Source organism: Pseudomonas palleroniana (genome assembly GCF_022836895.1).
Classification (GTDB): domain Bacteria; phylum Pseudomonadota; class Gammaproteobacteria; order Pseudomonadales; family Pseudomonadaceae; genus Aquipseudomonas; species Aquipseudomonas palleroniana.
In genome coordinates this window covers 2,092,123-2,115,612 of the sequence record NZ_CP092411.1, presented here as the reverse complement: position 1 = coordinate 2,115,612, position 23,490 = coordinate 2,092,123, and the positions used below count along the sequence as shown (strand labels likewise).

The following is a 23,490-nucleotide window of genomic DNA, read 5'->3' as shown; positions in this document are numbered from 1 at the left end:
TCAGAGCACCCGCTTTTTGACGGTGGTCACCGGGCCGGCGTTGCGGGGCAACTGGCGACCGACTGAGGTTTCCTGCAGAGCCGAGAATTGCTTTTGCAGCTTCTCCAACTGGATCAGTACTGCCTTATTCGAACCACCATTACGGCGGAACTCACGTTCTTCCTCGGCTGTAGTGACGATGTCGTCTACGGCCGCGCTCACATCGTCGATGGGTGCCTGGTCGGGTTCTGGTGCATCTGCGGCGGCGGGTTCAATCACAGCCTGAATGCCGGCAGCGACGACAAGCAGCTGCTCCAGCAGGGCTTTGAGGGCCGTTGCGGTAGCTTCATCCATTGGGGGTTTGCTCTCTGTTTGGGGTGGAGTGGTTTCGGCGGGTAACGCATCAGCGGCGAAACGCTTGAAGAAGCTAGTCAAGGCATGAATCAGCCCCGTTTCGGCGGTGCTGGGGCTGTCGTCCTGCAGGCGGCCGAGTTCGACCGAGGCGGCGTAATAGGAGGCGCGGTTGTTCTTGTGCGAAAAGTAGAGTTCCTGGGTGCCTACGCTGGCGGGCTGGTCGGTAACGCCCAAACCAGTCAGGTAGGCTTTGCCACTGCCACGGAAGTCCGGGGTGATCTCAATGCTGCTGAACAGCTTCTGGCCTTGGTCATTCAGGTACAGCAAGCGATCGTTGGGCTTCAATTGCGCTTCCAGCGCCACTTCGCCCGGCTCCAGGTCTTCGGCTTCTTCAACCAGGCGTACGGCGTAGACGGTGCCGTGGGAACCTGGCCAGCGTTCGTGATCGCACCAGATCACTGCCGTGTAAAAAGACGGCTTGTAGGTTTCAGCGATATCGCGCAGTTCCTGGGGAAGGATCACGCGCCCATCAACGGTGGCTCCGCTGGTGGCGACACGTTTCCAGAACGAAACAAGGGAACGGGGCATGGATTTGACTGCGCTCAATCACTGAATGAGCCGCCACGATAGGGAGCCGCCAAGCCCCAAACAAACGGTTCACATGCGCGTTTCTCCTATATCCGTCATATAGGTGAATCGCGGAATTTAACCCCGCGTTCCCAGCGTTTTCGCCGCATAGACTGCGGCCCATGTACTACTCGACCGAAGTTAAAGAAGCCGCCAAACGCCTGTTTCTGCGCCGCTGTAAGGCCAAGGAAATTCAGGCGCAGCTCAACCTGCCGAACATCCGCATCGTGTACTACTGGATACGCCAGGGCGGATGGGAAGACATGCTGTCGGACGAGGAACCGCTGACTGCTGTCGGCCGGCGAATCACCCTGCTCCTGGACAAAGCCAGCAGCCTGACCAAGGACGAACTCAACGAGCTGGACCGGCTGACGACTGTGCGCGAACGCCTGTTAAAGCAAGCGATCAAACCGTCGCCGGCAACTGCCGGAGAATCAGCCGGCGAGCCCCAGGAACGCCGCCAGAGCGGGCGTAGCGAACGTTCGGGCCGTGCGGAAAGCGGAGGGAAGAAACGCGAGAAGAAAGCCAAGAACGACATCAGCGGGCTAACCGAAGTCGATTTCCTGGATAAGTTCATCAGCAAGATGTACCGCTATCAGCAGGAGCTGTTCGCCGCCAAGCAAAATCCGCTGACGTGCCGAATCCGCAACATCCTGAAAAGCCGCCAGGTGGGCCTGACGTACTACTTCGCCGGCGAAGCGTTCATGGATGCGGTGCTGACTGGCGACAACCAGGTGTTCCTGTCCGCCAGTCGCTCGCAGTCGGAGATTTTCCGCAGCTACATCATCCAGTTTGCGAAGCAGTGGTTCGACATCGAGCTGACCGGCAACCCGATCACGCTCAGCAACGGCGCCGAGCTGCGCTTTCTCAGCACCAACAGCAGCACCGCTCAGGGCTACCACGGCCACGTCTATGTCGATGAGTACTTCTGGATACGTGACTTCGAAAAACTCAGCACCGTGGCCAGCGCCATGGGCACCCATAAGAAGTGGCGCAAAACCTACTTCTCGACGCCCAGCGCGGTGTCACACCAGGCATACCCGTTCTGGTCGGGCGAGGAATTCCGTAACAGCAAGCGCGGCAAGAAAGCCGGCGGCGTCTGGCCCACCGAGGCGTCCTACACCCAGGGCGCGCTATGCCCCGACGGTCAATGGCGCAAGACAATCACCCTGGACGACGCCATCGCCGGCGGCTGCGATCTATTCGATCTGGAACAGCTGCAGTTGGAGTACGACGAGGACAAATTCCAGCAGTTGTTCTACTGCAAGTTCATCGACAGCAGCCAGAGCGCGTTCGGCCTCAAGGATCTGGAGCGGTGTTATTCCGACCTGTCGCTGTGGGAGGACTACAACCCGGAACTGGATCGACCGTTCGGCAACAGTCCGGTATGGCTTGGCTACGATCCGAGCCGTACCCGCGACGATGCCACCTGTGTGGTGGTCGCGCCACCACTGGAACCCGGGGCGAAATTCCGCATTCTGGAGAAACACAGCTGGAGGGGGCATTCGTTCACCTTCCAAGCAGCCCAGGTCAAAAAGCTTACCGAACGATTCAACGTGCAACACATCGGCATCGATATCACCGGTGTGGGCTATGGCGTATTCGACCTGGTGCGCGACTTCTACGCGAAAGCCACGCCGATCCATTACAGCCTGGAGACCAAAAACACATTGGTGCTCAAGGCCCAGGACACGATCCAGGGCAGTCGCATCGAGTGGGACGCCGGCTGGACCGATATCGCCCAGGCATTCCTGACCATCAAGCGCGGCACCACTACCAGCGGCCAGGTGACTTACAGCGCTTCGCGCACCGATGCCACCGGCCACGCCGACATCGCCTGGGCGGTTATGCACGCCCTGGCCAATGAACCCCTCAACACCAACAAGCGGCGCCGTAGCCGCTACGTCACGAGCGGAAACAATGCCCAAGCCACGACACAGAAAGCCCCAAGCCAACCAGCAGGCGCGACAGCAGCAGCCCATGCGAGCGTTCACCTTCGGGGAGCCGGAACAGGTGCTTTCCGGCAACATCGGCGAGTACCTGGGGGTATTCCTCAGCGACGACGGCGAAATCTACAAGCCTCCAGTGTCACGGGCCGGCCTGGCCAAGTTGTTACGTGCTAACGCGCACCACGGCGCCATTCCCAAGTTCAAACGCAACCTGCTGTTGCGTGAGTTCATTCCGTCCGAAGGCTGCAGCACGCAGACAATGGGCCGGGCGAGCCTGGATTACATGGTGTTTGGCGAAGCGTATTTCTATCGCGATACCAATGCCTTTGGAGAAGCGCTCGAGATGCAGCACCTCCCCGCTATCAACATGCGTGTGAAGGTCGACGGCGGGTTCAGGATGCTGCTGCCAGACAGTGAGTACATGGACTTTCACCAGGACGAAATCGAACACGTCCTGGACTACGACGTGGAACAGAACATCTACGGCGTGCCCGACTACCTGGGCGGCCTGCAAGCGCTGTTGCTCAACGAAGCCGCCACCCTCTTCCGCCGCCGCTACTACAGCAACGGCGCGCATGCGGGTTACATCTTCTACACCAACGACCCAGACCTGACTGAGGAAGACGAAGAGAATCTACGTGCACAAATCAGCGCCAGCAAAGGCGTGGGTAACTTCCGATCGATGTTCGTCAACATCCCTAACGGCAAGGAAAACGCGATCCAGATCATTCCCGTGGGGGACTTTCAGGCCAAGGACGAACTGGAGAAGGTGAAGAACATCACGCGCAATGACGTAATCGCGGCGTGGCGTATGAACCCAGCCCTAGCCGGGATCATCCCGGAAAACAACGGCGGGTTTGGGGATATCGAGAAGATCGATCGCGTGTACACCAGCAACGAGATTAGACCCATCTGTCAGTTGTTCAATCAGCTGAATGACACGCTTCGGCGTGACAGGCGTATCGACTGGAGAAAAATCGAAATGGCAGATGAAAGCGCTACCTAACACTTCAAACATAGAGAAATATCCTGCATCACATGCAAGAATAGTGGCAATTCGCTGCACCCTGGGGAGGGAACCATGAGAGTGACTTGTAAGTGCGGACACAAAGGTCGGATCGCATCTCGTGAGGTGCTATCTGCTGATTTCGCGAAACTTTACTGCCAGTGTCTCGACGCAAAATGTGGGCACAGCTGGGTGGCAAACCTCACGTTTTCCCACACGCTTAGCCCATCAGCTCAGACCTTCGAAAGGCTGCTGATCGATCGCCTACGGGATATGCCTAGAGCACAGCAGCGGGAGCTATTCGACAAGCTCGGATCGCAGGCAGTCGCATGATGCAAACCGCCGACAACCACATGCCGGCGGCTCAGGAATCAATCGTCGTCGGACTGGTCCGGGTTGCTTATCAGCGCCTCGGTCAGCCTGCGCAATTGCTCCTGGTCACGTCGGCTCAATTGGCGATAGAAGCCAATCAAGCGTCGTTCAATGTGCGAAAGCTCATACCGCGCAGATGCAGCTATTTCAACGTAACCGACATCGGCGTTAGTGCGATCCAACATGCTTACCACTCCATAAAATCTATTGCTGACGCAGTGATATGGGGGCGAGCTGGTGGTAAGGCAGAATCAGCCTGGTCAGTTGACTCCCTTGGCCGCATCGTCTGCCATGGCCTTAACGAAGCGTCGAATAGCTCTTTGATCATCCGCAGGAATGCTTCGGTACTGTTGAACGATGTTGTCTTCCAACTCATCCAGGGAATCGTGCGCAAGCGTAGTGCGCTGACCGGTGAGGATGTACGGCACGTCGAAGCCGAACTGAACGGCAACGTTGCTCAGGTAGGAGGCCGTGGCGTCACTCGATCCGGACTCGTAGTTGGCTTGGGTCCGTTTAGAGATGCCCAACGCCTCCGCAAGTTGGTTTTGCGTCATGCCACACCGCTTTCGTTCTTCTTGCAGCCGAGAACCTATTTCTTCAGAAAGATGCACTTATTTTCATTCCCACTCTTTACAAGTGCACCTAAGTGCATCATTGTGCATCTCACACCACATGAAACTGCACGGATCTGCACTATGCCGAACACACGCATCACCGAGCAAGCCCGCATGCAAGCGCGGGAAGCTTTAGAAAAACGTGGACAGTCAGCGAAAGACTTCGCGGCCCAGCATCAACTGAACCCAAGTACCGTCTATGCCGTTCTGAGCGGCCAAAGCCAATGCCGTCGTGGGGAAGCACATCGCGCCGCCGTGTTACTCGGTATCAAAGACGGCGTGATCGCACAGTAATGGCCAGGTCTCTGAGGGAACAGCAGAAGATGAAAAATCAGGTTCTAAAAACACGCCGCGAAGTCGTCAGTGCAATTATTTGCACCTTTGAAGGTGGCCGCGAACGCGCCGCTGCTCACATCGGCCTGCCACTCAAAAAGTTTGATAACCACGCTTACGAGAACAACAACTGCCGCCCGCTGACGGACCTGCAGATTTTCGACCTGGAACAAGTCACGGGCACACAGCACCTGGCCAACTACGTTGCCGCAATGTACGGCGGCATGTTTGTGCCAATCGTCCATCCGGAAAACTTGGACAACGTTGAGATGTATGCCCGAGCAGTGCAGACCTCAGCCAAGCGGGGCACAGTGGATCAGATTATTGCCCAGGCGCTTGATGACGGCGTAATCACCGAGGATGAAGCCGAACTGATCCTGAACGCCCATATCTCGCACATGGCCGCACGCACTACCGAAGTCCACGCCGCTATCGACCTGTACTGCGCCAAATCAGGGAAAGGCCAATGAACACTCAACCCAACACCCTGGACTACCAACAATGCGTACAGAACGCTGCACTGGCATTTCTTGAGCGCCATCAAGCCGAACACCTGGGCGACACACGGGCACTACACCGCCGTGTAATCGATCACTTGATTGACCGCTTCAACGTGTCCGAACCAGTGGCAGACAAACTGACCGCACTCGCCTACACCGAGCTGGTGGACATCGCACGCTGTAAGCGCCCCGCCAATCCGTAACACCTAACCCAACCAATCGCCGCCCCCACGTGCGTGGGTTTGGGTGAGCTGCGCCCGAAATTGAGGTTTAACGATGACAAATGCCGTAATTGTCACCACACAACTGCCCCCAGCCGAGGCCGAAGCGTTGCTGGCCAACCTGCGTGAACAGTATCGCTTGAGCCTCAACGAACACTGGTACGACGACCAATTCCGCCTCGTAGCGGCCGGTCTGCGTCACGGCGCGATTCTCGCTCACATTCCGGTTATGGCTGCGCAAAAACGCCTTATGGCAGCCCTGTCCCACAGCCTCAAAGCAGTGAAGTAACCCCATGAAAGAAGATCTTCGTCACGACGTGCTGCAACGCCTGCAGGCCGACTTCGGGCTCAAGCACCGCACGGGCACAGACTATATGCGCGGCGGCACCTGCCCGAAGTGCAAAAAGAAGGAGCTGTATTCACGGTTTGATACGCCATGGATGGTGATTTGTGGTCGCCCTGAAAAGTGTGGCCATACCCTGCACGTAAAAGAGCTTTACGACGATCTGTTCGAAGACTGGAGCAAGCGAGCGCCGGCGACAGACCAGCATCCCAACGCAACAGCACGCGCCTATCTAGAGTTCGCCCGAGGCTTTCGGTTTGAGCTGATCCAGGGTTGGTTCACCCAGGAAACGTTCTATTCCGTTGAACACAACGCCGGCAGTGCCACTGTTCGCTTCGCCCTGGAGAAAGGTGGCTGGTGGGAACGCCTGATTGATCAGCCTCACCGCTTTGGAAAGATGAAAGCCCGCTTCAAGTCCAAGGACAGCTATCGCGGCGTTTGGTGGTGCCCGCCCTGCGTCGACCTGCTTGAAGCCAAGGAAATCTGGATTGTTGAAGGCATCTTCGACGCCATCGCCCTGGTGCACAACGACATCGCCGCCGTGTCGGCCATGTCTTCCAATGCGTTCCCCGGGGACTCACTCAAGGCACTGATTAACATCCGCGAGGGCGGGAAGTTGCCGAAGCTGGTTTGGGCGCTTGATAACGAGCCCGGCGCTAACGCCTACACCCGACGTTGGGTACGCGACGCCCGTGCCCTGGGCTTTGTGTGTGAGTCTGCGCAGATCCCGCAACGCGACGGCCGCAAAGCGGACTGGAACGACCTTCACCAACGCTGGAGCTTCATTCAGGACGACACTAAACGCGCTGATCAAATCGCCACCGACCTCAAACAAGCCCGACACCTGGGCGCCCTGCTGCTGGCTGAAAGCGCGGCGGAAAAAGCATTGCTCATGTACGACTGGAACAAGCGAGGGGAATTTCACCTGGGCTTTGGGAACCGCCTGTACTGGTTCAAATTGGACATGGAGAAATTCAACCGAGCCATGTCCGACATCGAGGACAGCGAGAACCACGACGACCAACTGCTTAACCAAGCTCAACAGCGCGAAAAGGCGCTGCAGCAGTCCGGCAGCGTTGTGGAGATTGCCAATTGCTACCCACAAGCCCTGTATTTCCAGCGTAACGAGGTAACGGACGAGTCCTGGTACTACCTGCGCGTGGACTTCCCCCACGACTCTGAAAGCGTGAAAAACACCTTCACCAGCGGCCAGCTGTCGGCCGCCAGCGAATTTAAAAAGCGCCTGCTCGGCATGGCAGCGGGAGCGATGTTTACCGGCAGCGGCCAACAGCTCGACAAGCTTATGAAAGATCAGCTGTTCGGCATCAAAACCGTCTCGACCATCGACTACGTGGGCTACAGCAAGGAATACGCTTGCTACGTCTACGGCGATATCGCGATCAAGGACGGCATTACCTACAAGGTCAACAGTGAGGACTATTTCGAGTTCGGCAAGCTACGCCTAAAAACCCTCCAGAAAGGCGTTCCCATCAAGCTGCAGCGCGACGCAAAGGGCTTTGATGAAAAGTGGGTGCAGTTGCTGTGGACTTGCTTTGGCGCTCAAGGCTTTGTCGCCCTGGTGTTCTTCTTCGGTTCGCTGTTCTGCGAGCAGATCCGTGCTCGCTACCAGTCTTTCCCGTTCCTGGAGGCCACCGGTGAAGCCGGCGCTGGCAAAACAACCCTGCTGAACCTCCTTTGGAAACTCCTCGGCCGCGAAGGCTATGAAGGCTTCGATCCGATGAAATCGACCAAGGCCGGTCGCTCTCGACTGATGGGCCAGGTCTCCGGCATGCCGGTTGTATTCCTGGAAGCCGATCGCCACAGCGATGATCGGGCACACGCTAAAACCTTCGAATGGGACGAGCTGAAAGACTTCTTCGGCGGCGGAACCTTGGCGACCAAGGGCGTCAAGACAGCCGGTAACGAGACGTACGAACCGCCGTTCCGGGGGACGATCGCTATCAGCCAAAACGCGGCCGTAGTGGCCCACGAAGCGATCATGACTCGCATTGTAAAACTGCACTTTGTACGCCCGACCGTGACCCTGGAAAGCCGTGCTGCAGCTGACCAGTTGAACGCACTGGATGGCGGCACCCTTAGCCATTTCCTATTGCGGGCCGTGGGCAAAGAATCCGCGGTGCTTGAGCTGTTCGCTCAGCGTATGCCACAACACGAAGCCAAGCTGCGCCGCCTGCATACCCATTGCTTCGCCTGTGGCACCGCCTACAACAGCGACGCGGGCAACTGCAACAGCTGCGGCTATGACTTGCGTGGCTATATCCGCGTCGAGCGCATCAGCAAGAACCACGCGCAACTGCTATCGCTGCTGGATAGCCTGCGCCTGGTGCTGAAATTGAGTGATCCCCAAGTCGCTGCCACCCAACGCCAGATCGTGCGGATGGCTATCGAGCGTCAGACCTCGATCAGTTCCGACCATTCAGCCGTGGCCGAGTTTTGGGAGGTCTACGACTACCTCGAATCCTTAAGCGAAGACCCAGTGGTCGACCATAGCAGCGACCCCACCGTGATCGCTATCAACCTCAACGAATTCTGCGAGCGCGCCGCCGAACACAAACAGAAGTTGGCAGACGTGGCCACGTTGCGCGATCTGCTCAAGGAGTCCCGTTCCCGCAAGTTTCTGGACAGCAACAAGGCGGTGCACAGCGCTGTTCGTGCTGCTTTCAACAACCGCAATCCGTGTTCACAACCCCGGCCGACCACAGTTAAGTGCTGGACATTCAAGGCGTAAAGGAGAGCAAGACCGATGCAAATCCAAGTGTTTATGGGCAGTGCCAGCGAAGGAAAAACCAGCAAGCTCCAGTCAGTTCAGGACCGTCTGGACTTTACGGGAGAAAGCGCGCCGATCATCCGGGCTGAGGCTTATGGGGAAGATGGCTTGCTGGAGATTTTGGAGGTCCGCGCAGCCGGTGGCCAGCGCGAAATATTGGTGGACGACTGCAGCCGGCAACAGATTCTGAGGGTGCTGGAATGGCAATCATGTGTCGAGCATGAGCCAAATTTTGGTGACCTGGTGATCCACCTGGCCCGCAAGGACTGACCTTTAAAAAACAGTGCCGAGGAGTTGCAGCTCCTCGACACCCAACCGCAACAGAGGGCTATACCATGCAAGCACAGAACCTAAGCAGCGGCGCCGCGAAGGCTACCACACCGGCGCGGCACCTGGTGGCCACCGCGATTATCGGCGCGGCAGTCATCGGCTACCTGGTGCACAAAACCCCGGAATCACGCACCCGCCTTGAAAGCCTTAGCCAGATGGCCAACACCCTAGGCGAACTGAGCGAAACGGATGCGGCAGTCGTCGCTCAATTGCTCGCCAACACCGCATCCAGGGGGGCGGAACGCCATGCCTAAGCAAACCCATGCAACCCGCGCACGACGTTTCCCCTGGAACATCAACTACACCAGCGTGTGCGACCTGTGCGGTCGATGGCGTGCGCAGGGCAACCATGAGCAATGCAGCCGGCAACGCCAACGGTTGAATGCCCACCTGCGCATCCACAAACCCAAGCTATAAGCCGCGTCCACCAGAAGATGCGCTTCCAGATACTTGGCCCGGAAACGGGCCTTTTTGTTTCCGATCGTCAGACTGTCGCTACACGAGTACAGCGTTAGGGGTTTACATGAGTGGGGTCGAAGCTCGCGGTAATTCCGTGAGAATCTATTTTCAATACGACGGCGAAAAATGCCGCGAATCGTTACCTGGAGGAAACACACCGGCGAACGTTGCCCAGGCCAAGCGCTTGCTCGCCATCATCGAATACGAAATCCAAGCAGGCATCTTTGACTACGCACGCCACTTCCCCAATTCAACCCGGCTGGTAGAAAACACCTTCGGTCATTACTTGGACATCTGGTTGCGCATCAAAGCCAACAGCGTCGCGGCATCGAGTTATCGAGGTTATGCCAACAAGGCCGAGGTACATGTACGACCGCGCTGGGGCAAAGTGCAGATCAATGCGATCGATCACCTGGACCTGCAGGAGTGGATCCAGGGCCCGCTGTCGAAAACCCTCAAAAATAAGACCATCCGCGACATTATCAGCAACGTGCGCCAGGTTTTCAGGCTCTACCGTACGCGGATGAAAGTCGCGCACGATCCCACCGAAGGTTTGATGGTGCGCCTGCCCGACCCCGAAGCACCGGACCCATTCACCAGGGCGGAAATCAAACAGATCCTCGACACACCGACCACTCGTACGCTTGAGTTACTGATGGTGCAGTTCATGATTTGGGCAGGTCCTCGGGTGTCTGAAACCATTGCTTTGGCGTGGGAGGACGTCGACCTTGAACAAGGGATGGTGACCTTTCGCCGATCGAAGGTACGCGGCGCCTATCGCGTCACGAAGACCCGTCGTTCGATGCGCAAGGTTCGCCTCTTGGCGCCAGCGTGGGATGCATTGCGCAAGATCGACGCATTAACCCGAAAACGAAAAGCGGAAACCGTGGAAATCGTTGAGCGCGACAACAAGACGGTACGCAAGCACACGCTGCACTTCGTATTCCTGAACACGAAAAGTGGCATGCCGCATGCGAACGATTTCGTGGTGCGTGACCGCTTCTTTAAGGCGCATTTGCTTGCAGCAGGGGTTCGTTACCGTGGACCTGGTCAATGTAGGCATACCTACGCCAGTCAGTTGCTGACCACAGGCATCGCCTCGATTGATTGGATCGCCGAACAGATGGGGCACACCAACGGCAACATGATCCGCCAGCACTATGGGACGTGGATCAATGAGGACGGCCCGGACGTGGTGGGTATGCTTCAGCTAGCATTAAAACTATAGGGTTTGAGATAGCTCAGAGAGCTCTATCTACCAGTGCTCGTACTGCAACTGCGGGGGTTACTAGAAAAGTATATGGCGATGCTTCGGAAGCGAAGCAAGCATTGCCCCACTTGCGGCACTGGCAAAGCCACCGTAATCTACGGCCCACTATCAAGAAAATGGGAAGTAGAAACGACAGCCGATTTTTGATGCTTACCAAAAAGCAAAGAACATTCTTCTTCAAGAATCAGAAACATATGATATCGAGCTTGCACTTAGTACAGGGAATTACATAATGGCTGAAAATGCTAGAGATCAAGCTGATATTGAACCCAACCCGTCAAATGAAAACTCTCTTGAAGTAAGCAAATCTTCACAACAGAGAAAGTCATTTTCAAAACTTCGCAGAGAACTGAGTGACGATGAACTATTATCTCCGGCCGTTCAACGACTACTAATAGATGAAATAGAAAGACTTGAAAAAGTCACAACCGATCTTTCTTACTTTAAAGACGAGTTTCATAAGTCAGATAAAAAAGCTGGGGTGCTCGAGGAGCGATTCAAAACCAAGATCAGTGTTGAGCTTATACATTTCGCTTCGCTTTCTGCCGGTGCGGCTCTTTTGGGCTTTGCCCCTGCAATATGGGTTAACCAACCGACCGCGACCGTTTTAGCAATCGCAGGTGGTCTTCTCGTGCTAGTAGGAATTTTAGCAAAGGTGGTAAAACCATGAACTTAATTATTCTGAGAATTGCGGATAACGGGATTCTCGACAAGGAAAGAATAGTCTTGAAGGCCGTTGCCGACGTTGACGTAGGCGCCTTTATTCTGGCACAAACTGGAGTAGGTGTTGACAGAGTCGTGACGAACAAGATCCACAACAATTTTTGGTTCCCAGATACAGACATTGTTGCTGGCGACTTGGTTGTTTTATATACAAAATCGGGGAAAAGTTCCACAAAGGAAAACGGCACAAACAAATCATATTTTTACTACTGGGGCAAAACTAGTCCCGTATGGAATATACCGGATAGAACTGCTGTAATCATGGAAATAAGCGCTTGGGAAAGACTAGCAGAAAGCGACGAAACAACTGAGTAAAGCCAAAATAATTTAGTACTCTAACCGTCAACAACAGCTCCTTCTTACCAGGAAGGAGCCAGTTACTACGAGCTCAAAGAAACACCACGCCCCAGAGAGCGATCTGGTCGCCTCGCGCAACAACTACCATCTAGCTCATTAGAAAATATATCGAAATACTGCACACAGCTCTAACTTACGACTCACGTATCTGAATAACCGGTATCACCTACCAGTGAATTCCTTTCATTACCTGGACCGCAGAGGTGTGAAGGTGTAGTCAAAACAACCTATAAGGTTGATAGCCTCTGCCACCCTAAACGCTGTTTGCTGGGAATTCGAAATACTACTGTGCTCTCACACGACCATCACGATCACTCCGGGACCCTCCCGGTTTAGACAAATTTTATCTACAAAAATATGCGCCCTCAACGACCGCTTTGGACCTTAATCTTTTCGCACCAAAATGAGGCTCTAGTCCCATGGTGGTCCCATGGCGCTATTTTGAGGGCGCCAAAAACCACAAACCCCCGACTTTCTCTAGGAAAATCAGGGGTTTGCGTTTTAGCAATTTGGCGGTGAAGGAGAGATTCGAACTCTCGATACAATTTCTTGTATACACACTTTCCAGGCGTGCTCCTTAAGCCACTCGGACACTTCACCGTATCTCGTCAAACCAGTTCAGTCTGTCGAGGCGCGCTAATGTAGTCGAAAGCCTTTCCGATGGCAAAGGTTTTTTTCAGAATTTTCATGCGGTTAGACGGTTATGTCATAACCCGCCTGGTGAGGGACGGTGATTCTGCCATTCTTGGGCATGGGCAACGTGAGCCTGGGACGCTCGGTGCGCCCTGCTCCGGGCCGTCTAACCTTGGGTGTGGCGTAAAAGCCTGACTGGGTAGTCAGTCACGGCGCTTTACCGGGGCGGGCGTGGTGGGTAACGTCTGCGTATGCATTTCTATCCATAGCTTCTCTATAACAAGTCTTACAAGGAACCGCGTCATGAGTGAGTTGATTGCCTACCACCTCGAAGACGGTATCGCGACCCTGACCTTGAGCAACGGCAAGGTGAATGCCATTTCTCCGGCGGTGGTCAGTGAGTTCAATGCGGCGCTGGATCAGGCCGAGAAAGACCGGGCCGTGTTGGTGATCACCGGGACGCCGGGGATACTGTCGGGTGGTTATGACTTGAAGGTGATGACCGCCGGCCCCAAAGAGGCGATCAGCCTGGTGACGTCGGGTTCGACGTTGGCGCGTCGTCTGTTGTCCCATCCGTTTCCGGTGATCGTCGCTTGCCCTGGGCATGCGGTGGCCAAGGGCGCGTTCCTGTTGTTGTCGGCCGATTATCGGATTGGTGTGGAAGGCCCGTTCAGCATCGGCCTGAATGAAGTGGCGATCGGCATGACCATGCACCACGCCGGTATCGAATTGGCGCGGGATCGCCTGCGTAAGTCGGCATTTCAGCGTTCGGTGATCAACGCCGAGATGTTCGATCCGCAGGGCGCCTTGCATGCCGGCTTCCTGGATAAGGTCGTCGCCCCTGAAGAGTTGCACGCAGCGGCCCTGGAAGCGGCGCGTCAGTTGAAGAAGATCAATATGAACGCCCACAAGCACACCAAGTTGAAAGTGCGCAAAGCGCTGCTGGAGGCGTTGGATGACGCAATCATTCAGGATCAGGGTCATGTCCTGAGCTAAATCCTCACAACTGCAGCATCAGAGCCCGACCTTGAGTCGGGCTTTTTCTTACAGATAAATCAGAATCATCTTTAGGCGCTCTAGTCGGGCGATGTCGGTGCATATTGAAACATGTGCTTAAACATCGCCTATCTCCCACGTCTGCAGGGGCAATTGCCGAACCCAGTGCACACCCGTACACTGCGCCACCCTTGTCCCGATGGACCGTGTCGATGCTTTTTCTGCTACGTATGCTGCTGATGGGCCTGCACTTTATCGTCGCCGGTGTGCTGGGCGTACTGTTGGGCCTTTGCCGTCCGTTCAACCCGGACAACAGTCGCCTGTGTGCCCGCCTCTATGCGCTGCCGGCCATGTGGCTGTTGGGGCTGAACGTGAAAGCGCAGGTCGACTCGCTGCGCAACAATCCCGGCACCTGCGTGATCATCGCCAACCACCAGTCCAACTATGACTTGTTTGTGTTCGGCACCGTGGTGCCCCACCGCACGGTGTGCATCGCCAAGAAGAGCCTGAAATGGGTGCCGCTGTTCGGCCAGTTGTTCTGGCTGGCAGGCAATGTGCTGATCGACCGAGGCAATGCCTACAAGGCACGCCGGGCAATGCTTACCACCACCCATACGTTGCAACATGAGAACACGTCGATCTGGGTGTTCCCGGAGGGCACACGCAACCTGGGCAAAGGCTTGTTGCCGTTCAAGAAGGGCGCATTCCATATGGCGATTGCGGCCGGGGTGCCGATCGTGCAGGTGTGCGTCAGCAATTACATCACCCATATGCAGCTCAATCGCTGGAACAGTGGGGATGTACTCATACGGTCGTTGCCGCCGATTCCTACGGTTGGGCTGACTTCGGATGACATCCCCCGGTTGATGCAAAGTTGCCAGGTGCAGATGGATGAATGCATCGCGCAGATGGATCGTGAGTTGCGGGCTGCTTGAATACCGCCCGGGGGGCGCTTCGTCCCCCAGCGCGAGCAAGCTCGCTCACCACAAAAAGCTCGTCGCAATGACAGCTACGACGGAACGTCATTCAGGCTAAGCTGCCCAACATCTGTCATCCCAATAAGAAGCGATCAGCACCATGGGTAGAGTTGTTGCGGCTGCCGTCTACAGCGCCGGCAAGAAAGTCACCGATATCACCCTCGACGAAGGCGCCGCCTGGGCCGCCAAACCTGACCACTTTGTATGGATCGGCCTGGAAGCCCCCAACGCTCAAGAGCTGGCCAACCTGCAACGCCAGTTCAACCTGCATGAACTGGCCATCGAAGACGCCCTGGAAAAGCACAGCCGCCCGAAGCTGGAAACCTTCGGCGATGCACTGTTTATCGTCACCTACTCACCGGTGCGCGAGAACGGCAAGCTGGTGTTTATCGAAACCCATATCTTTGCCGGCAACGGCTACATCATCACTGCACGCAATGGCCACTCGGCATCCTACGGGCTTGTGCGCCAGCGCTGTGAGGCGCGGCCACTGTTGCTGGAGCATGGGGAAGATTTCGTACTCTATGCGCTGCTGGATTTCGTCACCGAGAATTACCAACCGGTGAGCGAGGCGATCCATGCCGAGATCGATGAACTGGAACGCAACGTATTGTGCAGCTCGCTGAATGAGCGTGATATCCAGAACTTGCATGGCTTGCGCCGCGACGTGCTGCGGCTCAAGCGCTACGTCGCGCCGATGGTGGAGATCAGCCAGGAGCTGCAGAAACTGAGCTTCCCGTTCATCGACAAGAACATGCGCCCGTATTTCCGCGATGTGCAGATCCATGTGACACGGCAAATGGAAGACCTCACCACCCTGCGCGATATCGCCAGCCAGACCATCGAGATCGGTGTATTGCTGGAGGCTTCGCGCCAAAGCGTGGTGCAGCGCAAGTTCGCCGCATGGGCGGCGATCCTCGCCTTCCCCACAGCGGTGGCGGGGATCTACGGGATGAACTTCCAGAATATGCCCGAGCTGCAATGGCACTACGGCTATTTTGCAGTGCTCGGGTTTATCGCGGTGGGCTGTACCGGTTTGTGGGCCAGCTTCAAGCGTTCGGGCTGGCTTTAACGCTTGGCCTCGGATTTGTGGGCCACGAAACGCATCATCCATTCCGCCACGGTGACGCCGTGGTGGTCGCGTTCCAGGCTGGCGACGCCATGGTTGTAGACCTTCTCGCCCAAGGTCGTCTGAAGAATCTCCAACAGCTCGCGGGAATAGTCATGGACAAATTCCGGGTGGCCCTGGAAGCACAGCACCTGATCGCCAATGTGGTACGCCGCAAACGGGCAAAACGCGCTGGAAGCAATCACCGTGGCGTTTTTCGGCAGCGTGGTGACCTGGTCCTGATGGCTGATCAATAGCGTCAGTTCTTCCACTTCAGGGCTCATCCACGGCGCCTTGGCATCGAGCTTGTAATCGTGGATGCCCATGCCCCAGCCCTGGCCGGCGCGCTCGGTCTTGCCGCCCAGCAGCAGTGCCAGCAATTGGTGGCCGAAGCAGATCCCCAGCAGTTTGTCGCCGCGCTCATAACGCTCGAGCAGATAAGTCTTGAGAGTCTGGATCCAAGGGTCGGTGCCAAAGGAATCGGCCTTGCTGCCAGTGACCAGGTAGGCATCAAACACTTCATCTTCCGGCGGGTATTCGCCCTGCACAACGTTGTAGACAACGAATTCGGCGGCAATCGGCTGCTTGGAGAACAGGCGCTTGAACATCTGCCCGTACCCTTGGTATTGATCGATCAAGCCTGGACGCAGGATATCGGTTTCCAGGATACAGACGCGTAGCGACATAAAAAATACCTGACACGGTGATGGGAATAATGCACACCCCAGAGCCTGCCTTGAAACACCCTCCAAGGCAAGCCCTTGTGGGAGGGGGCTTGCTCCCGATAGCGGTGGCACAGTTACTGACTCGTCAGCTGATACATCGCCATCGGGAGCAAGTCACCTCCCACATTCGGGTCACCGAAATATTTCGCCTTGTGCAGCCTTTTCCAACAACAACGCCGGAGGAGAGAACCGCTCCCCATATTGCTCCGACAGGTAGCGCGCCCGGGCGATGAAGTCGTTCAACCCGTACTGGTTGATAAACTGCAACGCACCGCCACTCCACGCGGCAAAGCCAATGCCGAAGATCGAGCCCACATTGGCATCCGCCGTGGACATCAACACCCCCTCCTCCACACACCGCACGGTTTCGATGGCCTGGATAAACAGCAGGCGGTCACGTACATCCTGTGGCGAAATCTGTTTACCCGACTGTTCGAAACGGGCTTTCAGTTCCGGCCACAGGTGTTTCTGCCCGCCTGCCGGATAGTCATAGAACCCACCACCCGCTGCCTTGCCGGCGCGTTTGTACTCATTCACCAGCAGGTCGATCACCCGCGTTGCCGGATGCGTCGGCATCTCCTTACCTTCGGCCTGCAGATCCTTGGCCGTTTGCTGTCGGATATGGCTCATCAAGCTGAGCGATACCTCATCGGACACCGCCAACGGCCCCACCGGCATGCCGGCCTTGCGCGCTTCGGTCTCGATCATCGGTGCGGCCACGCCTTCACCGAGCATAGCGATGCCTTCATTGGTGAAGGTGCCGAACACCCGCGAGGTGAAGAAGCCGCGACTGTCGTTGACCACAATCGGGGTTTTCTTGATCTGCAGTACGAAATCAAAACCTCGGGCCAGGGTTTCGTCGCTGGTTTGCGTGCCCTTGATGATTTCCACCAACGGCATCTTGTCCACCGGGCTGAAGAAATGCAGGCCCAGGAACTTGCCTGGATCGGGCACGGCGTTGGCCAGGCCGCTGATGGGCAAGGTGGAGGTATTGGAGGCGATCACCGCGTCGGCGCCGACGACGCTTTGGGCGGCGGCCGAAACCTGGGCCTTGAGCTCGCGGTTTTCAAACACGGCCTCGATGATCAGGTCGCAACCGGCCAGATCGGCATCAGAGGCCGTAGGATGAATGCGCGCCAGGGTGGTATCGCGCTGCTCGGCGGTCAATTGCCCACGCCCCACCTTCTTGTCCAATAGCGCGGCCGAGTGCGCCTTGCCTTTCTCGGCGGCGGCGAGGTTGATGTCCTTGAGCACCACGTCGATGCCCGCGCTGGCACTGACATAAGCGATCCCCGCGCCCATCATCCCGGCACCGAGCACGCCGACTTTGCGTGTCACGTAAGGGGCAAAGCCTTGGGGGCGCGAGCCGCCGGCGTTGATTTCGTTGAGCTGGAACCAGAAGGTACCGATCATGTTCTTCGCCACCTGGCCGGTGACCAGTTCGGTGAAGTAACGGGTTTCGATCAGGTGGGCCGTGTCGAAATCCACCTGCGCGCCTTCCACGGCGGCGCAAAGGATTTTTTCCGGAGCCGGAAAGCAGCCGTTGGTTTTGCTGCGCAACATCGACGGTGCAATCGCCAGCATCTGTGCAACCTTGGGGTTCGACGGCGTACCGCTGGGGATTTGATACGCGTTGTTGTCCCAAGGCTGCCTGGCCTCGGGGTTGGCGAAAATCCAGGCGCGAGACTTGGCCAACAGTTCATCACGGCTCAAGGCCAGCTCATTGATCAAGCCCGCTTGCAGCGCCTGTTGCGGCCGTAGTTTTTTACCTTCCAACAAATACGGCAGGGCCTTTTCCAGCCCCAGCAGGCGCACCATGCGCACGACCCCACCACCGCCCGGCAACAGGCCCAGGGTGACTTCCGGCAAGCCGAGCTGGGTGGATTTATCGTCCAGTGCGACGCGGTAATGACAGGCCAGGCAAATCTCCCAGCCACCGCCCAGGGCCGCGCCATTGATCGCGGCCACGACCGGTTTGCCGAGGGTTTCCAGGCGGCGCAACTGGGCCTTGAGCACGCGCACGCCGTCGTAGAAATCCTTGGCGTGGTGCTTGTCGACCTGGATCAGCTCATTGAGGTCGCCACCGGCAAAAAACGTGTTCTTGGCCGAGGTGATGATCACACCGGCAAGGCTGTCCTTTTCCGCTTCCAGGCGCGTGACGGTGGCCGCCATGGCCTCGCGGTACGCGGCGTTCATGGTGTTGGCACTCTGGCCGGGCATGTCGAGGGTCAGTACCACAATCTGGTCCTGGCCTTTTTCGTAACGAATAGCGTCGCTCATGACGGGTTCCTTCGGCTCAGAGACGTTCGATGATGGTCGCGATGCCCATGCCACCGCCGACACACAGGGTGGCCAGGCCGTAGCGCTGACGGCGTGCTTCCAGCTCGTCGAGCAAGGTGCCGAGGATCGCGCAGCCCGTGGCGCCCAACGGATGGCCCATGGCGATGGAGCCGCCGTTGACGTTGACCCGAGCGGGGTCGATACGCATGTCCTTGATGAACTTGAGCACTACAGAGGCGAAAGCTTCGTTGACCTCGAACAGGTCAATGTCTTCTACGCGCAGCCCGGCCTTGGCCAGGGCCTTGCGTGTGGCCGGGGCCGGGCCGGTGAGCATGATGGTCGGGTCGGTGCTGGTGACGGCAGTGGCGACGATACGCGCCCGAGGTTGCAGCCCCAGTTCACGGCCTTTGGCCTCGGAGCCGATCAACATCAAGGCGGCCCCATCGACGATACCCGAGCTGTTGCCCGGCGTGTGCACATGGTGGATACGCTCCACGTGGCTGTAGACCCGCAGCGCAGTGGCATCGAAGCCCATTTGCCCGATCATTTCGAAGCTGGGTTTGAGTTTGCCCAGGCCATCTAAGGTGGAGTCGCCGCGGATGAACTCGTCATGGTCCAGCAGCACGATGCCATTCTGGTCCTGCACTGAAATCAACGATTTGCTGAAGGAGCCGTCTGCACGCGCCCTCGCCGCTTTCTGCTGGGACTGCAGGGCGAAGGTATCGACGTCCTCGCGACTGAAGCCTTCCAGGGTTGCGATCAAATCTGCACCGATGCCCTGGGGCGTGAAATGACTGTGCATATTGGTTTGCGGATCGAGTACCCAGGCTCCCCCATCGCTGCCCATCGGCACCCGCGACATGGACTCGACGCCACCGACCACCACCAGGTCTTCGAAGCCTGAGCGCACTTTCATCGCGCCCAGGTTCACCGCTTCCAGGCCCGAGGCGCAGAAACGGTTGATCTGCACGCCGGCAACGCTGATGTCCCAGTCCGCCACCAGCGCGGCAGTCTTGGCGATGTCGGCGCCCTGGTCGCCCACCGGGGTGACGCAGCCGAGGACGATATCATCCACCTGATGCGTATCAAGATCGGCGCGTTGCGCCAGCGTCGTAAGCAAGCCGGCCACCAGGTTTACCGGCTTGACGCTGTGCAGGGCACCCTCGGCTTTGCCTTTGCCCCGGGGCGTACGTATCGCATCAAAGATCAAAGCTTGTTGGGTCATGACATCCTCGAACCGCTGTGCGTGTGTGCCTACCTTAGGCCCGATTGACACGGTTTCAATGACGGATGCGCTCATTGCTTTTGACCCCCTCGCTCGGACGAACGGTAGGTACCTAAGGGAAACCGCTGATTAATCGTTTTAGCGGTCTAGCCCTAGGGCTGGCGCCAAGATGGCGATTGGCCTCATGCCGTTTTAAGCTCAAATACTGCTTAGCTGATATGAAATGGATCTAAGCCGCGCAGAACAGGGGCTCTAAGGTTGAATCTGTAAGAGGCTGCTGCCGGGTTTTGCTGGAGCAGCTGTAAGAAAAGCGACACGTCATATCGGCATAGTGAAATTTTCCGGCACGCATTTGACGCTCAGGAATAACAACAAAAGGCAGTCAGCCATGTTCAAACATTCGAAAGTACGTCAGGCGGGACTCATTCTTTTCGCCACCACACTGATTTTGATCTTGCCCAATCTCACCAAGATTATCGGGTGACGGCTCAACCCTCGCATTCAGTGCACACGCAGCATCACGACTGCAGTTTTTGGCGGCACCTGCCGGGACATTGCGTATAGCGGTCCTGTGCAGGCGCTGCCGTTTTGCGTGCGATTTTCCGCTATTGTTGGGTGTCTTTGCCCATCACATCGAGCCCATATCGTGAAAACGATCGTCGCCCTATTCATTGCATTACTGACTCTGCCCGTCTCTGCAGCGCAATTGACCATCGAACTGGACCACACCAGCAAGACTTGGCAGACCGCCGACTTGCTCAAGCGGCCGGATGTACAGACGGTGCAGATCGTCGATGACGTTTCCTACAAGCGCAATATGACCTATCGCGCAGTGCCACTAGCCGCCCTCCTACCGGGACTAAAAGCGGAAAACCATCTGCAAGCCGTCGCCCTCGATGGCTTCGCTGCCGAACTTGCCGCCGCGCCGTTTCTGCAAAACCACGGCGCCCGCGCCTGGCTTGCCATTGAGGACCCCGATCACCCTTGGCCGGCGCTGGCGCAAGATAAACCGAGTGCCGGGCCGTTTTATCTGGTGTGGACCGATCCGCAAGCCGGCTCCATCAGCCCTGAGCAGTGGCCGTTCCAGATCTCCGGGATCAAGCAATTGAAGACCGTCGCCGAACGCTTTCCCGCCTTGCTGCCCGATCCGCAGCTGGCGGCGAATGACCCCGTGAACCAAGGCTTTGCGTTGTTCCAGAAAAACTGCCTGGCCTGTCACCGGCTCAATGGCGCCGGCGACGCCCAAGTGGGGCCGGATCTGAATATTCCCTACAACCCCACCGAATATTTCAGCGGGGATTTCCTCAAGCGCTATATCCGCGATCCCCAGAGCCTGCGGCATTGGCCACAGGCGAAGATGCCGGCTTTTGCAGCCAGTGTATTGCCCGATACTGAGCTGGATTTGCTGGTGGGGTATTTGAGGCATATGGCGGGGCGTAAACAACACCCCTGAACTTCGCGACAATGCCTATGTGGGAGGGGCTTGCTCCCGATAGCGGTGTGTCAGCTAAAAATCACTGACTGGCAACCGCCGATCGGGAGCAAGACCCCTCCCACATTGCATTATTGCTGCTGGACAGCGATCACCGGGGCCGGCGCCATGCATAACACCTTGGCATGCATCTGTTCATGCCCGCCGCCCCGACGCATGCCGCGTACCGGGCAGGCATCCAGGTAATCCAGGCCCACGGCCAGTTTCAAATGCCGCTCCGGCCGCGCCAGTTGGTTGGTCACGTCAAAGCTGTACCAGGCGTCATCCAGCCAGGCTTCAGCCCAGGCGTGGCTGGCCAGGTGCGTGCTGTCTTCGGTGTACAGATATCCCGACACATATCGCGCCGCAATCCCCAGGCTGCGTGCGCAGGCCAGGAAGGCGTGGGTATGGTCCTGGCATACGCCTGCCCGCCCGGCGAAAGCCTCGGCGGCACTGGTGTCAACTGCGGTTGCACCCGGCGTGTAGACCATCGACTGGTTGAGCGCGTGCATCAGGTCGATCAACGCGCTGCGGTCGCGACGTTGCCGGCAGTGCTGCTCGGCAAAGCTGCGCAACGCTTCGTCGGGTTCGGTCAGGCGCGTGCTGCGCAGGAACGGGAAAGCCGACTGGCTCTCGTGTTCAGCCTCGCGTAACTCATCGATATCCACCTGGCCACGGGCACCGATGATGACCGCGTCGTGGGGTTCGTCCAGCGTCAGCACATGCAGGATATTGCCGAACGGATCGACCTGTGCCCGCACCGGGCGTGGCAGGTCTAGCTGCCAACTGATGACGTGCTGGCGCTCGCTGTCATGGGGCGTGAGGCGCAGGTACTGGATACTGGCGCGCACCGGGTCTTCATAGTGGTAGGTGGTTTCGTGGCTGAGGGAGAGTCTCATGCGGCCTCCAGGTAGGAGCTGTAGATGGCGTCGCCCAACTGGCGGACCAAAGGGATAAAGTCGGTCAGCCAGGCGTGCAGGCCTTCCTCAAGGATTTCGTCGATGGCGGTAAAGCGCAGGCGTGCGTCCATTTCGGCGGCCAGGCGCTGGGCCGGTCGCCCGTTGAGGCCGGGCAGGCTGGCGAGGATCTGGTCGATCTCTTCGCTGCAGGCGCGCAGCGAGCGTGGGACATCAGCGCGTAACAGCAACAACTCGGCCACTTGCCGGGCGCCGGGCGCGTCGCGATAGATCTCGGTGTAGGCCTCGAACGACGATAACGCGCGCAGCAAGGCGCTCCACTGGTAGTAGGCGTGGGCTGTGCCGTCGCTGACGGCGGCGGCCTGGTCGCCGGCCATTTCATAACGTGCGTCCAGCAGGCGCAGGGTGTTGTCGGCACGCTCGATGAAGGTGCCCAGGCGGATAAAGCGAAAGGCGTCGTTACGCATGATGGTGCCGTAAGTGGCGCCCCGGAACAGGTGCGAACGCTCCTTGACCCACTCGCAAAACCGGCTCATGCCGTAATGGCTCAAGCCTTGCTGGGCGATGTCGCGGATATCCAGCCAGGTGGCGTTGATGTTTTCCCACATGTCGGCGGTAATTCGCCCACGAACCGCATGGGCGCTGGCCCGCGCGGCGCCGAGACAACTGTAGATGCTGGCCGGGTTGGCCGCGTCCAGCGCGAAGAAGTGCAGCAGGTGTTCGGCATGCAGTTCGCCGTGGCGTTCACGGTAGTCATCCAGGGTGCCGGTGATCAGCAACGGCATGGCCAGTTCATGCAGACCGTCACCGTGCCCGTCTTGAGGCATCAGCGACAGCGAATAGCTGACGTCGAGCATGCGTGCGAGGTTTTCCGCACGTTCCAGATAGCGCGACATCCAGTACAAATCCGAGGCAGTTCTACTCAACATGGCA

24 protein-coding genes and 1 tRNA gene are annotated in these 23,490 nt (G+C 57.6%); 18 read left to right on the top strand and 7 right to left on the bottom strand.

Annotated features, from left to right (window positions below; all coding sequences use genetic code 11):
- Positions 1–921, bottom strand: a complete 921-nt coding sequence (locus MJP36_RS09720; RefSeq protein ID WP_244385250.1) for a GPO family capsid scaffolding protein — start codon at positions 919–921, stop codon at positions 1–3.
- Positions 922–1,082: 161 nt separating this feature from the next.
- Here MJP36_RS09720 and MJP36_RS09715 point away from each other — a divergent pair, with 161 nt between their 5' ends.
- The 14 genes from MJP36_RS09715 to MJP36_RS09640 all read left to right on the top strand — a co-directional run bounded on the left by MJP36_RS09715 (position 1,083) and on the right by MJP36_RS09640 (position 12,183).
- Positions 1,083–3,083, top strand: coding sequence for a terminase large subunit domain-containing protein (locus MJP36_RS09715; protein ID WP_244385249.1), 2,001 nt, complete (start codon positions 1,083–1,085; stop codon positions 3,081–3,083).
- Positions 2,974–3,915 (top strand): phage portal protein, encoded by a 942-nt coding sequence (locus MJP36_RS09710; protein ID WP_244385615.1) that lies wholly within the window; start codon positions 2,974–2,976, stop codon positions 3,913–3,915. Before MJP36_RS09715 ends, MJP36_RS09710 begins: the two co-directional genes overlap by 110 nt.
- A gap of 75 nt (positions 3,916–3,990) precedes the next feature.
- Positions 3,991–4,248: an Ogr/Delta-like zinc finger protein gene (locus tag MJP36_RS09705; RefSeq protein WP_244385248.1), complete on the top strand. Its 258-nt coding sequence runs from the start codon at positions 3,991–3,993 to the stop codon at positions 4,246–4,248.
- A gap of 734 nt (positions 4,249–4,982) precedes the next feature.
- Positions 4,983–5,195: a helix-turn-helix domain-containing protein gene (locus MJP36_RS09690; protein ID WP_046070460.1), complete on the top strand. Its 213-nt coding sequence runs from the start codon at positions 4,983–4,985 to the stop codon at positions 5,193–5,195.
- 29 nt (positions 5,196–5,224) lie between these two features.
- The gene (locus tag MJP36_RS09685; protein ID WP_279613771.1) at positions 5,225–5,704 is read left to right on the top strand and encodes a YmfL family putative regulatory protein; all 480 of its coding nucleotides are present in this window, start codon (positions 5,225–5,227) and stop codon (positions 5,702–5,704) included.
- A complete protein-coding gene (locus MJP36_RS09680; RefSeq protein ID WP_244385244.1) occupies positions 5,701–5,937 on the top strand; it encodes a hypothetical protein in 237 nt (78 codons plus the stop codon). Before MJP36_RS09685 ends, MJP36_RS09680 begins: the two co-directional genes overlap by 4 nt.
- A 73-nt stretch (positions 5,938–6,010) precedes the next feature.
- Entirely contained in the window at positions 6,011–6,244 is a 234-nt protein-coding gene (locus tag MJP36_RS09675) for a hypothetical protein (RefSeq protein ID WP_038451200.1), read from the top strand.
- A gap of 4 nt (positions 6,245–6,248) precedes the next feature.
- A complete protein-coding gene (locus tag MJP36_RS09670) occupies positions 6,249–9,047 on the top strand; it encodes a toprim domain-containing protein (protein WP_244385243.1) in 2,799 nt (932 codons plus the stop codon).
- Between the two features lie 15 nt (positions 9,048–9,062).
- On the top strand, positions 9,063–9,356 hold the full coding sequence (locus MJP36_RS09665; protein WP_161549550.1) for a hypothetical protein: 294 nt from the start codon (positions 9,063–9,065) through the stop codon (positions 9,354–9,356).
- Between the two features lie 65 nt (positions 9,357–9,421).
- Entirely contained in the window at positions 9,422–9,670 is a 249-nt protein-coding gene (locus MJP36_RS09660) for a hypothetical protein (RefSeq protein ID WP_244385242.1), read from the top strand.
- The gene (locus tag MJP36_RS09655; RefSeq protein WP_244385241.1) at positions 9,663–9,833 is read left to right on the top strand and encodes a hypothetical protein; all 171 of its coding nucleotides are present in this window, start codon (positions 9,663–9,665) and stop codon (positions 9,831–9,833) included. Before MJP36_RS09660 ends, MJP36_RS09655 begins: the two co-directional genes overlap by 8 nt.
- 106 nt (positions 9,834–9,939) lie before the next feature.
- Complete coding sequence (locus MJP36_RS09650; RefSeq protein WP_244385240.1) at positions 9,940–11,103, top strand: Arm DNA-binding domain-containing protein; 1,164 nt, start codon at positions 9,940–9,942, stop codon at positions 11,101–11,103.
- Positions 11,104–11,377: 274 nt separating this feature from the next.
- Positions 11,378–11,815 carry a hypothetical protein gene (locus MJP36_RS09645; protein WP_244385239.1) on the top strand — a complete coding sequence of 146 codons (438 nt, stop codon included), beginning with the start codon at positions 11,378–11,380 and terminating at the stop codon, positions 11,813–11,815.
- Positions 11,812–12,183, top strand: coding sequence for a hypothetical protein (locus tag MJP36_RS09640; RefSeq protein ID WP_244385238.1), 372 nt, complete (start codon positions 11,812–11,814; stop codon positions 12,181–12,183). Before MJP36_RS09645 ends, MJP36_RS09640 begins: the two co-directional genes overlap by 4 nt.
- A 552-nt stretch (positions 12,184–12,735) precedes the next feature.
- Here MJP36_RS09640 and MJP36_RS09635 read toward each other — a convergent pair.
- Positions 12,736–12,825, bottom strand: a tRNA-Ser gene (locus tag MJP36_RS09635).
- A gap of 336 nt (positions 12,826–13,161) precedes the next feature.
- On the opposite strand from MJP36_RS09635, the gene MJP36_RS09630 reads away from it, so the two are divergent.
- The 3 genes from MJP36_RS09630 (at position 13,162) to MJP36_RS09620 (ending at position 15,903) form a co-directional block, all read left to right on the top strand.
- The gene (locus MJP36_RS09630) at positions 13,162–13,854 is read left to right on the top strand and encodes a crotonase/enoyl-CoA hydratase family protein (RefSeq protein WP_104994565.1); all 693 of its coding nucleotides are present in this window, start codon (positions 13,162–13,164) and stop codon (positions 13,852–13,854) included.
- Between the two features lie 212 nt (positions 13,855–14,066).
- Entirely contained in the window at positions 14,067–14,789 is a 723-nt protein-coding gene (locus MJP36_RS09625; RefSeq protein WP_244385237.1) for a 1-acylglycerol-3-phosphate O-acyltransferase, read from the top strand.
- A gap of 142 nt (positions 14,790–14,931) precedes the next feature.
- A complete protein-coding gene (locus MJP36_RS09620; protein WP_060756258.1) occupies positions 14,932–15,903 on the top strand; it encodes a magnesium and cobalt transport protein CorA in 972 nt (323 codons plus the stop codon).
- Here the strand turns inward: MJP36_RS09620 and MJP36_RS09615 are convergent.
- The 3 genes from MJP36_RS09615 to MJP36_RS09605 form a co-directional block, all read right to left on the bottom strand.
- Positions 15,900–16,625 (bottom strand): amidotransferase, encoded by a 726-nt coding sequence (locus tag MJP36_RS09615; protein WP_090369159.1) that lies wholly within the window; start codon positions 16,623–16,625, stop codon positions 15,900–15,902. The genes MJP36_RS09620 and MJP36_RS09615 overlap by 4 nt on opposite strands.
- 171 nt (positions 16,626–16,796) lie before the next feature.
- Complete coding sequence (locus MJP36_RS09610) at positions 16,797–18,944, bottom strand: 3-hydroxyacyl-CoA dehydrogenase NAD-binding domain-containing protein (RefSeq protein ID WP_244385236.1); 2,148 nt, start codon at positions 18,942–18,944, stop codon at positions 16,797–16,799.
- A 16-nt stretch (positions 18,945–18,960) separates the two neighbouring features.
- The gene (locus tag MJP36_RS09605; protein WP_244385235.1) at positions 18,961–20,169 is read right to left on the bottom strand and encodes an acetyl-CoA C-acetyltransferase; all 1,209 of its coding nucleotides are present in this window, start codon (positions 20,167–20,169) and stop codon (positions 18,961–18,963) included.
- A gap of 646 nt (positions 20,170–20,815) precedes the next feature.
- Here MJP36_RS09605 and MJP36_RS09600 point away from each other — a divergent pair.
- The gene (locus MJP36_RS09600) at positions 20,816–21,622 is read left to right on the top strand and encodes a c-type cytochrome (RefSeq protein WP_244385234.1); all 807 of its coding nucleotides are present in this window, start codon (positions 20,816–20,818) and stop codon (positions 21,620–21,622) included.
- 110 nt (positions 21,623–21,732) lie between these two features.
- On the opposite strand, the gene MJP36_RS09595 is transcribed toward MJP36_RS09600, so the two are convergent.
- Together MJP36_RS09595 and MJP36_RS09590 are read right to left on the bottom strand one after the other, a co-directional pair.
- Positions 21,733–22,539, bottom strand: a complete 807-nt coding sequence (locus MJP36_RS09595) for a transglutaminase family protein (protein WP_060756263.1) — start codon at positions 22,537–22,539, stop codon at positions 21,733–21,735.
- Positions 22,536–23,486 carry an alpha-E domain-containing protein gene (locus MJP36_RS09590; protein ID WP_104994570.1) on the bottom strand — a complete coding sequence of 317 codons (951 nt, stop codon included), beginning with the start codon at positions 23,484–23,486 and terminating at the stop codon, positions 22,536–22,538. Before MJP36_RS09590 ends, MJP36_RS09595 begins: the two co-directional genes overlap by 4 nt.
- Positions 23,487–23,490: the final 4 nt, after the last annotated feature.

Coding starts and splice junctions, on each gene's coding strand:
- MJP36_RS09685 (WP_279613771.1), top strand. CDS start 5,225: ATGAAAAATCAGGTTCTAAAAACACGCCGCGAAGTCGTCAGTGCAATT.
- MJP36_RS09620 (WP_060756258.1), top strand. CDS start 14,932: ATGGGTAGAGTTGTTGCGGCTGCCGTCTACAGCGCCGGCAAGAAAGTC.
- MJP36_RS09715 (WP_244385249.1), top strand. CDS start 1,083: ATGTACTACTCGACCGAAGTTAAAGAAGCCGCCAAACGCCTGTTTCTG.
- MJP36_RS09660 (WP_244385242.1), top strand. CDS start 9,422: ATGCAAGCACAGAACCTAAGCAGCGGCGCCGCGAAGGCTACCACACCG.
- MJP36_RS09640 (WP_244385238.1), top strand. CDS start 11,812: ATGAACTTAATTATTCTGAGAATTGCGGATAACGGGATTCTCGACAAG.
- MJP36_RS09595 (WP_060756263.1), bottom strand. CDS start 22,539: ATGAGACTCTCCCTCAGCCACGAAACCACCTACCACTATGAAGACCCG.
- MJP36_RS09650 (WP_244385240.1), top strand. CDS start 9,940: ATGAGTGGGGTCGAAGCTCGCGGTAATTCCGTGAGAATCTATTTTCAA.
- MJP36_RS09705 (WP_244385248.1), top strand. CDS start 3,991: ATGAGAGTGACTTGTAAGTGCGGACACAAAGGTCGGATCGCATCTCGT.
- MJP36_RS09615 (WP_090369159.1), bottom strand. CDS start 16,625: ATGTCGCTACGCGTCTGTATCCTGGAAACCGATATCCTGCGTCCAGGC.
- MJP36_RS09625 (WP_244385237.1), top strand. CDS start 14,067: ATGCTTTTTCTGCTACGTATGCTGCTGATGGGCCTGCACTTTATCGTC.
- MJP36_RS09720 (WP_244385250.1), bottom strand. CDS start 921: ATGCCCCGTTCCCTTGTTTCGTTCTGGAAACGTGTCGCCACCAGCGGA.
- MJP36_RS09680 (WP_244385244.1), top strand. CDS start 5,701: ATGAACACTCAACCCAACACCCTGGACTACCAACAATGCGTACAGAAC.
- MJP36_RS09675 (WP_038451200.1), top strand. CDS start 6,011: ATGACAAATGCCGTAATTGTCACCACACAACTGCCCCCAGCCGAGGCC.
- MJP36_RS09630 (WP_104994565.1), top strand. CDS start 13,162: ATGAGTGAGTTGATTGCCTACCACCTCGAAGACGGTATCGCGACCCTG.
- MJP36_RS09690 (WP_046070460.1), top strand. CDS start 4,983: ATGCCGAACACACGCATCACCGAGCAAGCCCGCATGCAAGCGCGGGAA.
- MJP36_RS09670 (WP_244385243.1), top strand. CDS start 6,249: ATGAAAGAAGATCTTCGTCACGACGTGCTGCAACGCCTGCAGGCCGAC.
- MJP36_RS09665 (WP_161549550.1), top strand. CDS start 9,063: ATGCAAATCCAAGTGTTTATGGGCAGTGCCAGCGAAGGAAAAACCAGC.
- MJP36_RS09655 (WP_244385241.1), top strand. CDS start 9,663: ATGCCTAAGCAAACCCATGCAACCCGCGCACGACGTTTCCCCTGGAAC.
- MJP36_RS09610 (WP_244385236.1), bottom strand. CDS start 18,944: ATGAGCGACGCTATTCGTTACGAAAAAGGCCAGGACCAGATTGTGGTA.
- MJP36_RS09590 (WP_104994570.1), bottom strand. CDS start 23,486: ATGTTGAGTAGAACTGCCTCGGATTTGTACTGGATGTCGCGCTATCTG.
- MJP36_RS09645 (WP_244385239.1), top strand. CDS start 11,378: ATGGCTGAAAATGCTAGAGATCAAGCTGATATTGAACCCAACCCGTCA.
- MJP36_RS09605 (WP_244385235.1), bottom strand. CDS start 20,169: ATGACCCAACAAGCTTTGATCTTTGATGCGATACGTACGCCCCGGGGC.